The following is a 14,848-nucleotide window of genomic DNA, read 5'->3' as shown; positions in this document are numbered from 1 at the left end:
TTTATGGGTTCCAATATAGTAATTATTTGCCAATGGCTGGGAATCATAAATAGTGCCAATCTATTTATTGGGACCTCTCGTATTTTATAAACCACGATTCGAAATTCATGAATGTTGTGTGGAATCATGTATCTTTAAAAGATAATCAATTCAAAAAATGCTCATGAAAACTAAACAACCCTTTTTATTCATTTGTTTTTTGATCTGTATGGTTCCATTCATGCATGGACAAACGGAGCAAGAAGTGCGTGCCATGCACGATGAAACCCCGGATGACCCATATGTAGCGGTAGATAAGTCATTGATGCCGAGACAACCAGCCTATAATGTTGAGGGAAGTAGCTTTTTCACAACACAGGTAAATGTAGATTCCAATGGTGATGATATTATTGGTGATGCTGGAAATGAACCTTCTTTGGCCGTAGACCCTACCAATAATAACCGAATCGTTGTAGGATGGCGTCAATTCGATGCCATAAGCAGTAATTTTCGTCAGGCTGGTTATGGATACTCCTTAGACGGTGGGGCTAATTTTACCTTTCCAGGAGTCATAAACCCTGGAGTTTTTAGATCGGACCCTGTATTGGATTTCGATGCCAATGGAAACTTCTACTACAATAGCCTACAAGGCACGTTTGCCTGCGATGTATATAAAATTGAGGATGGAGGCGTGGTTTGGACCGGTCCTTTTCCCGCATTTGGTGGTGACAAGCAATGGATGCGACTGGACAGAACAAGTGGAATCGGTGCAGGGCACAACTATTCCAATTGGAACTCTTCCTTCACGACTTGCGGACCAGGTTATTTTACGCGCTCTACCGATGGAAGCACCACATTCGAAGATTGTATCACAATTGATGGAAATCCCTTTTGGGGGACCTTGGCGGTCGATGCAGCGGGCGACCTATATATTTCAGGTAGAACCGGCAGCACCACTGTTCTTGTAAAATCGACCAATGCGAAAGATGCTTCGGCAGATATTACTTGGGATTTTGCCAATATAGTGGACCTTAATGGCCCCGTAGCTGCGGGCTTGCCCATTAACCCTAGTGGGTTGGCCGGACAGGTTTGGGTAGATGTTGACCTAAACAATGACAATGTGTACATGCTAGCTTCAGTCATACCTACGGGTGGTGGCGACCCTGTAGATGTGATGTTTGCCAAAAGTATCGATGGTGGACAAACCTTTGCCGATCCCATTCGAATTAATACAGATCCTTTAGGTAATTACAATTGGTTCGGAACTATGTCTGTAGCACCGAACGGCCGTATCGACGTAGTATGGTTAGATACCCGAGATGCCAATGGAGGTTTCGATTCGGTATTGTACTATGCCTTTTCTGAAGACGAAGGGGAGACGTGGTTGTATAATTTGCCCATATCAGAACCTTTCGATCCAACCATAGGCTATCCCCAACAGAGCAAAATGGGTGATTACTACGATATGAAGAGTGACGACAACCATGCCCATGTAGCTTGGTGTAATACAATTAATGGAGGACAGGATGTATATTATACCAGAATAACGCCAGCGTTGTTGGGAGTTGGGGATATAGCTGCAAATCCTTTTAATGTGGTTATTTCGCCGAACCCAGTGAATCAAAATACTGCTATATCCTTTCAAATTTCATCAGAAAAGAAAACGGAAGTGGCCCTTTATGATGTATTGGGCAAGAAGGTTCATACTTTGTTGAATGAGGTGGTGTCAGGTCCACAACGCATTGATTGGAGCACCTCCGGCATCGAGAAGCTTAATTCTGGCTTGTACTTTGTTAAAATTACTGCGGGTAATCAGAAATCTGTTGCCAAATTGGTGGTAGAATAGTCAAGACCATATACTATTTCCAAGCCCCGTCTTAATAATATCAATTATTGGGACGGGCGTTTGTGTAACGTTATATCGAAAGAAGAGTCTTTTACCTAAACGCACCGTCCATGCCTATCAAAATAATTGCTTCCGTCCTTGTTCTTCTTTCAATAATAGGATGCGGAAACAATTCCCGTGAAAAGGATCCAAAAGAAACCAAAACGTATCACCTAACCAAGGAACGATCTGCACAACTGGACAGTTTGGACATACTATTAACCCAAAAGGCCAATCAAGACATTTTACCGGGATTTGCCGTCAGCATTTTCAGCAAAGACACTGTGTTTTTACAAAAAGGATATGGCTATGCAAATATGGAAAAACAGCTTCGTTACAATCCACAAACGGTTCAGATGATAGCTTCCGTAAGCAAAACCATGATAGGTGTTGCCCTGATGAAAGCTGTTCAGGACAACAAACTTTCCCTGGACGATCCTATCAGCCAATTTTTGCCATTTCCTATACAACATGTCCATTTTCCAGAGAATGCGATTACCGTTCGACACTTGGCTACACACACGGCAGGTATTACAGATGACCCGCACGGAGGCAAAGGAAATATATTCAGTAAGAAACTGGTAAAGGATAATTGGCGGGAGGTATGGCATCCCTTTATTGCCAAATACAATGCCAACGTGGATGTGCCTATGGACGAATTTCTCACTGCTATTTTTTCGAAAGATGGTGCTTGGTATACCGAAGAAATTTTTTTGAATCACGCACCGGGGACTCATTATGAATACAGTAATTTCGGTACTGCATTATTGGCACACATAATAGAGCGGGCCACGGGAACCGATTATCGAGAATATACGAGAAAACACATTCTGGAACCATTGCAAATGAAGCGGTCTGGATGGTCCCGTAATGAGGTGGATGTCGAAAATCATATTGCCTATTACAATGATAGTTATCACGCTGTACCCGAATACCACATCATTACATATCCAGATGGGGGTTTATATTCTACCGTGGAAGATTTGACACTTTTTTTACAGGAAATGATGCAAGGCTATGACGGTCAGGGAACCCTATTAAGCGCAGCTTCCTACAAAGAGATGTTTGGTGTTTACAATCCTGAACTGGATTCGAAGACAGGGCTCATATGGGATTTAGACCAAGACTGCTGCATTGGCCATGGCGGTAATGACTTCGGAATAGCTACCATGATGTACTTCTTCAAAGATCAAGGGATCGGCCGTATCCTGTTTGGTAATTTAGATGTGCAACAAGAACAACAAGATGAAGCATTTTACAGTATTCATAATGAACTTTATAGCTTCAAATAGTTGATTTTCAATTAACTTCAATACTTTTTTAAAAAATTACTACCTTTTTGTGTCACGTTTTTTTGAAACGTGAGTTTACTATTTCAGAAACATCAAAAAAACCAACTTTTTGAATACACTAACCGACAACAAGCTTATGCTGGCCGTAAAGGGCGGTGAAGTAGATCGCTTGGGATTGTTATACGAGCGTTACAAAGTTTGGGTTTATAATTTCTTCTTCCAGTCCAATCATGACTCGGAACTTTCGGAGGACTTGGTGCAGAATGTGTTTATGCGAATCTTAAAGTACAAGCATACCTATACGGAAGAAAGTAAGTTCGTAACATGGATGTTTCAGATTGCAAGGAATGTGAATCATGATCATTTCAGAAAAAACAAAAAGCATATGAATACGGTAGACTTGGATGGAATTGCTTATAAAACTGAAAATGGTAAAGGAGCACAAGAACAGTTGGAGGTGAAGGAATCGAAAAATCTCCTTCATGAAGCTTTAGGAAGGCTTTCACTTGAAAAAAGGGAGGTCATTGTACTAAGTAAATTAAAGGAATTGAAGTATAGAGAAGTTGGGGCCATTATGGGGTGCAGTGAAGATGCTGCAAGGACCAAGGCGCATAGGGCACTGAAAGAACTGAAGATGGTGTATCTGCAACTTCAAAAACATTAGGATATGGATAAAGAGAGACTTCACGAATTATGGCCAGATTATGTATTAGGGCAACTTTCTGATGCACAGAGGAACGAAATAGATTCCTATTTGGAGGAGTATCCCGAAATGAAAATCGAAATGTCCGATTGGGATCCGCTCTTAGAAGCTTTGGACAACAATTGGTCCGAGCCTTCTAATAATATGGATGCTGTTTTCTATGAAAACCTCAATGCTCAGGCAAAGGCCGAAACCAAGGATTCGACAACACAGCCTAAGGTGTTCCGATTAAACCCCTGGTTCCTTGGTGTGGCGGCTAGTGTCGTATTGGTGCTCGGATTTTTTATTGGGACAGAATGGAATACGGAAGAAAGCACAAATGGGGAAACATTGATTACCACTAATGAAAAACTAAAAGCAGCCGAGGAAGAAACCAATGAATTGCGCACACAATTGGTGATCTCCCTTGCAGATCAGCCAACGGCATCCAAGCGATTAGAGGCGCTAAGTGAAGTAAAGAAGCTTGACACTGCAACAGACAAAGTTATAGAGGCACTATTCAAAATGTTGAATACCGATCCAAATGTAAATGTGCGTTTGGCAGCGGTTACTTCCTTATCGAAGTATGTGGAAAACCCTATAGTGCGCGAAGGTTTGGTCATGTCTATTACACAGCAGGAATCGCCACTGGTTCAGATAGCCCTAGCGGAACTAATGGTCACACTAAAGGAGCAAAAATCAATTAATTCCATGGAGACTTTACTCAAAAAACCGGATATCAACGAAGCAGTAAAGATGAAATTGGAGGAATCTATAAAAGAAATCATTTAATCAAATCAATTATTCAATCAATCAATCATGGCACCCATGTGCCGAAATGAGCAAAAAACGAACATCATGAGAACATTAAAATTTATTTCAATCGGTTTATGCCTTCTATTTGTAAGTGTATTGCAAGCGCAGCGACACACAGAAACCATTACAAAACAAGAGCGTTTCCCTAGTAATTCTTCAGAAAACCTATTGGTGGTATACAATATAAACGGGCCAGTTAGGGTAGAAGGGACCAACAGTAATGAAGTCTCAATTTCTGTCGAGAAAACAATTAAAGGCAACAACAATAGGCAATTAGAACAAGGTAAATCAGAAATAGGTATTAAGGTGGAAAGAAGTGGAAATATTATCTATGTGTATCACGATTCGCCATATACTGAATTCAATCTGGAAACTGGTCGTTTTAACCACAGAGGTCCTTGGAATGGTATTAAGTATGACTACCTGCTAGACATAACGGTTAAGGTTCCTAAGAACACTAACCTGGAGCTTAGTACCATAAATAGAGGGGATATCTTTGCCCAAAGGGTTGAGGCCAACGATATTAGCGTGAGCAATATTAATGGAGCCATTACATTGGAGGACATTTCCGGAAAAACATACGCCAATGCCTTAAATAAAGACATTAACATAAGTTATTCCAAAAACCCAAGCAAAGACTCAAAATATGCGTCGTTAAATGGTGATATCAATATCAATGTAAAGAACGGTCTTAATGCAGATGTGTCCTTTAAGAGCCTAAATGGGGATATTTATACCAATTTAGATACCCGATCCTCTAATGCCGCTATGAAAATGGAGAAAGGAAAGGGGAGGAAAGGAACCAAATATAAAATGAATAAGAATACCGAATTTCAGATAGGATCTGGAGGTATTCGTATGGATTTTGATGTATTGAACGGCGATGTTACCATAAAAGGATAGAACATGAAAACACACTATAACACACTAAAGCGATTGGGTATCCTACTTGTATTGATCATGGGTAGCCAAATGAGAGCACAGACAAAAGAAACCTTTACCATTCCATTATCCAATCCTGGGGAAGAAGGCAAACTGGTAGTAAATATTATTGATGGAGATATTACTGTTCAAGGGTATGATGGAGAAGACGTCGTCGTTGAGGCCTTTGGCGACCAGAAGAGCAAAGGATGGAATAAAAGCAGCCATAAGGAACAGGAAAACATGAAGAATGGAATGCGTAAAATCGTAGATAATTCACTTTCCTTTACGGTTGAAGAAGTTGAGAACAAGGTATACATAAAATATACCCCCGGTAAATGGGTCATAGATTTTGTGGTGAAGGTACCAAGAAATTTTTCCTTGGACCTGAAGACTGTGAATCAAGGGAATATTTTAGTGGAAGGCGTTAATGGAACCCATGAGGTAAGTAATACCAATGGGAAGATTACCATGAACAATGTAGGAGGATCTGTTATTGCAGATGCCTTAAACCGAAATATCGTAGTGAGCTTTTCTTCCATTCATCAAGGGGCAAACATGATGTTTAGTAGCCTTAATGGAGATGTTGATGTAAGCTTTCCTAAAAACTTAAAAGCTAATGTATTAGCTAGATCTGATAACGGAAATGTGTATACAGATTTTGACATGGTAAAAAACGGTAATGGCGGTAATGTGCAAACCACTAAGAAGAATGGAGTGTACCGTATTCGCCGTGAGAAAGGCGTGTCAGGAACCATTAATGGCGGAGGTGCCGATATTGTCTTCAAAACATTGAATGGAGATATCCTCATACGAGAGAATAAATGAAAAGGGTAACAGTTCTATTGTTATTATTTGTTCAGGGGTATTACAGAATAAAAAAATCCCTCACTAGATCTATTCTGTGAGGGATTTCATCGAAACGGTTCCGTCGTATTATCTGTGGATTGCATAACTACTGGCTTTAGCATATTCTACCAATTTCTCATTCCACTTGCTTAGTTTCTTGTTCCAAAATTCTTTTAGATTTTTCATAATGGTGAATTTTAATGATTAAACAATTAATTCGATTTTACTATTTGACTCCCAAATAGTCTAGTTGTTTAATAGGAATTCAACAAGCGTGCCAAAAAAATGTTCATTGGTGAATTGAAACCACCATTCATGAATACAGCGATCTAAATCTTGAATGGACAAAGTATGGACAGGTGGCTTTTCCTGTTTTCAATATGGTTGTCGCATAATTTTGATTGTCAATTAGTTACATGTAAAACTATGTTCAATTATATAGTTTTCGCAACAGGAATTGTATGGATCGGAGTTTCAGAAGGCCTTCAAATTGAGTATCTTGGGAACAACTAACTCCCACTTATGAAAATTATATTATCCCTTTGTTTCTCGTTATTATTTTTTATCACGGCTGTAAGTCAAAGCACTAAAACAGTTGATAGTTTATTAGGCGTTTTAGAAAATACAAAAGACGATATGGATAGGATTCCACTCTATGAAAGTTTGTTTTTGCAAACCTATGAAAAAGAGCCTAACGAGGGAAAGCGTCACCTTGATAGTATAGAATTACTAACCCAACGAATAAATTCAGAAGAAAATGCAACAGATCTAGCCAGATACAAGGGGCTCTATTATAAAAGGATATCTAATTTTCCTTTGTCCGAGACTTGGTTGAAAAAAGCAATTACTGGTTATGAAGTCCTTGGAGATAAAACTTCTAGAATGCTTACCGTTAATGATTTGGGGAATGTTGAGCGCAAGATGGGAAAATTTGAAGAAGCCATGAATTCCATCCAATTGGTTTTGAAACTGAGGCAGGAATTGGACTTAGGGGAAGTTGAGATCGCAAAAAGCTATGTCTCTTTGGGAAATTTACATGGGGTTTTACAAAATGTGGAATTGTCCAATGAGTATTTTAACAAAGCAGAAGCAATTTATCTGAGGAACACGGGTGTTGAAGAAGATCTAGCCAAAGTGCAGGGAAACATTGGACTGAACCATAGGAAACTAAAAAATTATGATGCAGCACTTTCGTATTATAAAAAAACATTGGCGTATTTCGACAGCGCTGGATTTCCTATAAAAAAGGCTCGTGTTTTGCAAAATATTAGTGCTCTCTACAGGATTTGGGATAGTCTGCCACAGGCAGAATCCTATGTTTTGCAATCACTACAACTCACCCAAGAATATAAAAACCCTGGTCTGGAAGCTAAAAGCTTGGTTACTTTGGCAAAATTAGCTCATTTAAAGGGGGACGATAAATTAGCCCTGGACTATTACGAAAAAAGTATCGCCATAAATAGGGAAATCAAGCAAGGGCCACATTTAAAGATTAACTATAGGGATGTAGCAAGAATTTATGCGGATCTCGGGGATTTTAAGAAGGCGTACGGCTATAGGGTTGCACAATTAAACTTAGCAGATAGCCTTTATAGAAAGGAAAAAATTGACAAAGTAAATGAACTCGAAGTGCAGTATGCCACTGAGCGAAAAGAAGCCGAGATAGCTCTTCAACAACAGGAGATTAAAACCTTGAACGAAGAGGTAAAGGTCTCTAACCTAACCAAAACCTTATATGGGTTCGGTATGTTCGCTTTTTTATCGATTGCCGGCTTACTGTATTTTGGTTTTAAGCAGCGTATTAAGAAAAACAGAATTGCAAGGGAGAAGCAGGAGGCAATTTACAAGCAGGAAATAGAATTCAAAAAGAAGGAATTGGCCTCACAAACACTTCATTTGGTGCAGAAGAATACCTTTATTGAGGAACTGAAAAACAATTTAGAGCGTATTAAAGAAACCCCAGAGCTTTTCAAAGTAGAATTCAGAAGGCTAATTATGCTGCTTAAAAAAGAAAAAGCCGAAGACAAGGATTGGGAGGTGTTTAAAAGTTACTTTTCTGAGGTTCACAACAACTTCGATCTAAAACTGAAACAGATCTATGAGGAAATTACTGAAAAGGAAATACGTTTGGCGTCCTTTCTTCGCATGAATCTTTCAACTAAGGAAATAGCTTCTATGCTCAACGTATTACCAGACAGTGTTTTAAAGTCTAAGTACAGGCTTAAGAAAAAACTGAAACTGGAAAAGGAGGAGGATCTGGTTACATTCTTGTCTTCTTTATAAAGTAAAAGGTTTTATTAAGAAACTTTAAGACAGAAAAGTGTAACAAACAAGGGGGATTTCGATCTTATATAAGATCATCAATCAATCAAAATCATGAAAAAACTATTCCTCCTTCTAGTGGGTTGTATGACATTGCATGCAACTGCCCAAAGTTCATTTACTGCCTCACAATGGCAAGAAGACCTTAAATTCCTTCAACAAACTGTTCATAAAGACTATCCTTTTCTTTTCAAAAAAGTGACCCAGGAAGAATTCGATACGGCCGTAGACAACTTCTACAATAAAATACCCGATTTGGAAGCGCATGAAATCAATGTAGGTTTCGCCAAGATCATTGGGCTTTTCAAATATGGCCATACACGTTTGGGATTCCGGAACAATCCATTACCGTTTAACCAATTGCCCATAAATATGTATCAGTTCTCCGATGGAGTCTATGCGCAGGGCATTCATAAAGACTATGAAAAAGGTTTGGGAGCTAAGGTTGTGGCAATAGGAAATATGCCCATAGAACAAGCCTTAGAGGCCGTATATCCTGTTGTGCCAGTAGAGAATGAACAATTCTTTAAGGCCTACGGATTTCTATACCTGATCAGTCCACAGGTATTACACGCTCAGGGAGTTATTTCGGAATTTTCGAACAGCGTACCCATAACTTTCGAAAAGGACGGTGCCACTTTTACACTATCTATGGAGGCCATGCCTGCGGGTAAAAACCTGCCCACTTCTTATGGTTTTGTGCAGCAAAAGAATGATTGGCTAGATGTTCGGGATCAAAGCAAAACCCCTTTATACTTAAAGAATTTAGATAAGATCTATTATTTTGAACATCTTCCGGAAAAGAAAACCGTCTATGTGCGTCATAGCCAGATTCAAGATGAAGATGAAGAACCTATTCCGGTTTTTTACGAACGCGTATTCGATTTCATTGAAAAGAATGAAGTGGAACGACTTATTCTGGATGTACGACTGAACGGAGGGGGAAATAATTATAAGAATAAGGCTTTAGTTACAAAAATCATTGAATCAAAAAAGATAAACACGGTTGGAAACCTATATGTCATCCTGGGACGAAGGACATTCTCGGCATGCCAGAATTTGGTAAATGAACTGGATAATTATACCAATGCCATATTTATTGGAGAACCGACAGGTGAGAACATTAATTTTTACGGGGATAATAGGCTTGTAGAGCTACCCAATACCAAGCTACCCGTATATCTTTCTTTTGCGTGGTGGCAGGATAAACCGCAATGGGAGAATGGACCGTGGCTTGCTCCTCATATTGCTGTAGATATGAGTTTTGACCAATACAAAACCAATCAGGATCCAATATTGGATACTTGTTTGAACTTTTCAGATAGCAATTTTGTGTTGGACCCAATGCAGTATATGACCGATTTATATATGGCCGGGGAACAGGAAAAACTTCAGAAAGAGGCTTCCCGCATGGTAAAGGATCCGGCATATCGCTTTTTCGATTTTGAAGGTGAATTAAATAAAACCGGTTACAATCTTTTAGGACGAGGGCAATTCCCAGATGCCCTAGCAGTATTTAGTTTCATTACGCAATTGTTTCCAGATTCTGCCAATGCATGGGATAGCCTAGCCGAAGGGTATTTAAAGGCAGGGGATACGAATAAAGCGAAGGAACTGTATGAAAAGGCCTTGGCTATGGATCCAGAAGGCCCAACAGGAAAAAATGCAAGTAAGATGCTTCAACGCATTGAAAAGGGACATTAAAAATAGAATCCCCCGCCGTACAGGTGGGGGATTAAAGAAAAATATACTGTGGAACGATGGCTAACGATGGATGGCGTAGCTGCTTGCTTTAGCATACTCCACCAATTTAATGTTCCATTCCTTACATTTTTCTTTCCAAAATTGTAAAAATTTCTTCATACGCAAAGGTTTTAGAGGTTAATAAATCTAATTACCAAGCGCTAAGAAGCTCAAGACTTTTTAAAATCAATAAAAGGTAAAATTCTGGGCAATACCCGTAGTTGGTAAGATAGGTAGATGGTGACTTGAAGCGTTACTTAAATGTACGAAATTTCTTGTTAAGCAGTACATGATTTTAATGAAAATCGTTGAAATGCAGATATATACCTTTTAACGGCATATGATAAATGCAACATTCTTAACGTATAATTCATTGCACAATTAACTTGTGCGCTACTCATTTCTTCTTAATTTTATCGTCTCCCCTTGAAATTTGACTAACCATATGTTAACATCATGAAAGAACAATCGACCGAAGAATCAAAATTAGATCCTTTCGAGGGTATTGGATTATGTTTTAGTGGGGGAGGGTATCGCGCTACTTTCTTTTCACTTGGGGTAGTATCTTATTTGGAACGTATTCAATTTAAGGGGAGTTCCCTATTGGATAGAACACTTGCTGTAAGCTCAGTAAGTGGGGGCACCCTTTTGGCGGTGGCATATTCCAGGGCGGTATGTTCCCCAGAGTATGATTTCAAAACTTTTTACAGGGAATTTTACAATCAGTTCAAACCAGATACCGATACCTTACTAAGCGACGCAATGAAGAAGTTAGAGGATCAAAGCACCTGGGTAAAATTTGCTTATAAAAAGCAAAGTATAATAAATGCGTTTGCCCTGACCTATGCCGAAATGGATATTTTTAAGGGAGGGTTCGATGTGTACAAAAATACAAACAACACTCAATTAAAGGAGGTCTGTTTCAATAGTACAGAGTTTTCTTTTGGGCTTCCTTTTAGATTTCAAAACTCGGGGATATTTGGTAATAGTCCCCTGCGCAGTCCAAATTCAGAAGCTTTAAAGTATTCAATACAACTAGGGGATATTGTCGCCTCCTCCTCATGTTTTCCTTTAGGGTTTGAACCCCTTATTTTTCCCAACGACTATTTTTCCGATCAATCTACAGAGGCTTTCAAGGCACTCAAGAAAGAAGAATATTTCGAAGATGGGATTGGGATCATGGATGGGGGGATTGCCGATAACCAAGGTATTGAAAGCATGCTCAACATTACAAGGCGTAAAGCAATGAACAATAAATTTAACTTGCTTATCGTAAATGACGTGGCAAGTTATAAAATGGTGCCTTGGTCTGAGGATAAAACCCCAATTCGTAACAGGAAATCACTTAGGACGACCTTCCGAAGCCTCTTGGGCTATCTAAAGGTAAAACCAATTTATTGGATATTACTGCTAGCAGGAGTACTCCTTATGCTGTTAAATGCCGGACAGGTATTTAGCGATCAAGAATATGTTTGGCCTTATGTTACCGGAGGAATTCTAACGGGAATGGGAATTGTTCTTATTGTCTTGGGAGCCATATTAGCTTCAGTAAAAAAGGAGGGAAGCGATTGGTTAGAATCTATGGTGAAAGGAAATGTTCCAGAAGTATTGTTGAACGATGTAATTAGTTTTCAAAACCTGGAAATAGGACTGATAAAAAGAATGTTGACCGAACGTCTGACATCTGGGGCTAAAATGATTAATGATGTGTTTCTGAAACAAATTAGAAGGCTTAATTATAATGTGTTGTACAATGAAGAAAACTTCGATAATAAAAGGATTACCTCTACTGTCTATCAATTAAATGGCGAGAAAACTCCCTATGGGAATAATTCATTCAACAAGAAAATTACACCTACGCCTAGCAAGGAATTGACCAAAACCGCACTTATTGCCTCCCAAACACCCACAACGTTGTGGTGGGATGAGAAGGATAAGGAAGCAAACCGGATGGATTCCCTTATTGCCTGTGGCCAATTCACGACATGTTATAACCTGCTGGATTATGTTACAGATATTCGATCCCAGGGATATGATTCAAGCGAGTTACAAGAACTTGAAAACGTTTTAAGAGCCGATTGGAAAAAGTTCAATGAACAACCCCTGAACCATGTCAATCCTTGATTTTATGGCATAGCCACCCCTAATTTAGGTATATATACTTATAGTAACCTTTGGAATGAGTAGGTATGTTTGTTTTACAATGTCCATTATACAAATCCACTCTAAAAAAGAATCAATATGAGCTATCTTTCATTTAAACCTGGTACCCAAAAGAGTTCAGAAACCAGAAAAAAAGAATCCAAACTCCAAGGATCCGTAAAAAAGGCATTTTCAAAATACATACTTGATACCTATGGGGAAAAGCATAGTAAGGAATTAAAACGTCAGAGGACCATTCGAAAAAAGGCCTTTGTTGCCAAAGAAATAGATCAACCAACGGTAGGTATTATCGGTGGTGGTTTTGCAGGGCTGTACTCCGGGCTTATTTTACAATCATTGGGGATTGAATGTGAAGTATTTGAAGCCTCTGAAAGAGTGGGCGGTCGAATCGATACTTGGTATTCTACCGAATACGATCCTACCCATGTGGATAAAGCAGGTCTTTACGGTGAAGTAGGAGGTATGAGAATCCCACAATTTTCAACGGATATGCTTCCGGTACAACATTTAACATTGGCTGTAAATTCAGTACTGGAATACAACGGACTACAGGATAAAATGGTACGATGGAGGAAGTTCTACTATAATTCGGACGTGCAGCGACTTCGTTACAATAATATGCCGGCACCCATTACGGCTGCCGATGCCTCCTTAAACTCATTAAACTTTGGTATAAACGAAGGTGGCGATTTGGATATGGTATGGGTCACCGAGGTTACACCAAAGAAAGGAGATCCCTATTTACCCATCAATATGGTGTTGGATAAGGTGAATGAGCCTTTCCTTAAAAAGATAGACGAATCTTTTTCAGAGGGATTTAAAATGCTCATGGAGTATGACCATTATTCCATGTGGGGATACCTTACCAATGTATTTACGCTGGGGGATCTTGACGAATATTATGATCCTGCCATGGGTGAGAAGTCTGAGAACCTTCCGTATAATGTGGCTAGTTATTTGGAAACCCTAAATGTGGGAACCGGCATGTATTCTGTTTCTTTTGTGGAAATGGTCATAGCGGTATATGATTGGAGCGGGAGTAAAAATTCCTACGATAAATCCGATCCTAATGTGTATATGGTTACTATTGATCATGGAATGCAGCATTTTCCAGATGCCTGTAGGTCGGTACTTAATTTAGAACACGGTGTACGCATGGAAGATGGAAAGTGGGCACAGGTTGAGATAGGTATGGAGAAGGGATTGAATAATGAGTATGGATATTCGCCTCCCAATTTAACCAAGGATGCCCAACCTCCTTCAACAGTGCCTAAAGCCGATGCTAAGAAGCCGGCTCCCGGCAAACCAAGTAAGCCAAAACAACGGGTGTTTATGCAACATCGAGTGACTAAGGTAGACTATGATGAAAATCTGTTCGATGGACACGGTGGGATGAGCCTAACCATTCAAAGACCTTATGGCGAAGGCTTGGCAGTAAAACAATATCCATATGCCATTACCACCTTGCCCAATGGAAATTACCTAAATGGGCAGCTCAAGGCAAATTTCTTCGACAAGCTGTCATTCTCAAAAGCAAGGGCCATAAGGGAAAGCAATTATATGCCATCTTTTAAAGCGTTTATCACCTTTAAATCGCAATTTTGGGCCACATTGGGGAACAGACAGCACAAAGGCTTAGGCGTAGCTGCATCGGACCGTCCAAACCGTCAGATCGTTTATCCCTCATATGGGTATGAGGCCAAGGGCGGGGTACTTCAAATTTATTGTTGGGCTCAAGATGCTGAGCGCATGGGGGCACTTTCGGATAAAGAGAGAGTATATGAGTGCTTAAAAGGGATCGCTTACATATATCCGGAGGTAAATGTATATGAAGAGTTCGCAGGATACGATCCTGAAACTACGACAAAAACATGGTTCTGGGATAAGCATGCTGGAGGTGGAGCCTTCGCTCTCTTTGGCCCTGGACAGTTTAAAAATCTATATCCGACCTTATTAACCCCCGAATTTAATGGCTGCTTAAATTTTGCCGGTGAATGTGTTTCGGTACATCACGGCTGGATTGTTGGAGCCTTGGATTCTGCATACAATGCCGTGTTAAATATCTTAGAGCAAATGGGGGCAGATGATAAAATTGATCAGATGAAAGGCACTTGGGGAGCGTTAATGGCTCCAGATGTTTCCTCAGATATAGTATAATTTTGTCTGAATCGAATACCCCATTTTGAGTCTTTTGGA

At 39.7% G+C, this 14,848-nt stretch carries 10 protein-coding genes; all 10 read left to right on the top strand.

Features of this window, described 5'->3' with window-relative positions:
- Positions 1-163 precede the first annotated feature (163 nt).
- The 10 genes from AC6JAD_RS15345 (at position 164) to AC6JAD_RS15300 (ending at position 14,809) form a co-directional block, all read left to right on the top strand.
- A complete protein-coding gene (locus tag AC6JAD_RS15345; protein ID WP_461303233.1) occupies positions 164-1,825 on the top strand; it encodes a T9SS type A sorting domain-containing protein in 1,662 nt (553 codons plus the stop codon).
- Positions 1,826-1,935: 110 nt separating this feature from the next.
- On the top strand, positions 1,936-3,156 hold the full coding sequence (locus tag AC6JAD_RS15340) for a serine hydrolase domain-containing protein (protein ID WP_461303232.1): 1,221 nt from the start codon (positions 1,936-1,938) through the stop codon (positions 3,154-3,156).
- 109 nt (positions 3,157-3,265) lie between these two features.
- Entirely contained in the window at positions 3,266-3,820 is a 555-nt protein-coding gene (locus AC6JAD_RS15335) for an RNA polymerase sigma factor (protein ID WP_461303231.1), read from the top strand.
- A gap of 3 nt (positions 3,821-3,823) precedes the next feature.
- Positions 3,824-4,630, top strand: a complete 807-nt coding sequence (locus AC6JAD_RS15330) for a hypothetical protein (RefSeq protein WP_461303230.1) — start codon at positions 3,824-3,826, stop codon at positions 4,628-4,630.
- A gap of 66 nt (positions 4,631-4,696) precedes the next feature.
- Positions 4,697-5,557, top strand: coding sequence for a DUF4097 family beta strand repeat-containing protein (locus AC6JAD_RS15325; protein WP_461303229.1), 861 nt, complete (start codon positions 4,697-4,699; stop codon positions 5,555-5,557).
- A gap of 3 nt (positions 5,558-5,560) precedes the next feature.
- The gene (locus AC6JAD_RS15320) at positions 5,561-6,403 is read left to right on the top strand and encodes a DUF4097 family beta strand repeat-containing protein (RefSeq protein WP_461303228.1); all 843 of its coding nucleotides are present in this window, start codon (positions 5,561-5,563) and stop codon (positions 6,401-6,403) included.
- 543 nt (positions 6,404-6,946) lie between these two features.
- Entirely contained in the window at positions 6,947-8,707 is a 1,761-nt protein-coding gene (locus tag AC6JAD_RS15315) for a tetratricopeptide repeat protein (RefSeq protein WP_497865691.1), read from the top strand.
- A 93-nt stretch (positions 8,708-8,800) separates the two neighbouring features.
- Positions 8,801-10,450 (top strand): tetratricopeptide repeat protein, encoded by a 1,650-nt coding sequence (locus AC6JAD_RS15310; RefSeq protein ID WP_461303226.1) that lies wholly within the window; start codon positions 8,801-8,803, stop codon positions 10,448-10,450.
- 495 nt (positions 10,451-10,945) lie between these two features.
- Entirely contained in the window at positions 10,946-12,613 is a 1,668-nt protein-coding gene (locus AC6JAD_RS15305) for a patatin-like phospholipase family protein (RefSeq protein ID WP_461303225.1), read from the top strand.
- A 117-nt stretch (positions 12,614-12,730) separates the two neighbouring features.
- A complete protein-coding gene (locus tag AC6JAD_RS15300) occupies positions 12,731-14,809 on the top strand; it encodes a flavin monoamine oxidase family protein (protein WP_461303224.1) in 2,079 nt (692 codons plus the stop codon).
- Positions 14,810-14,848: the final 39 nt, after the last annotated feature.

This window comes from Aureisphaera sp. (genome assembly GCF_059726885.1).
Note: the sequence above shows the minus strand (reverse complement) of the source record. Positions and strands in the feature narration are given on the sequence as shown.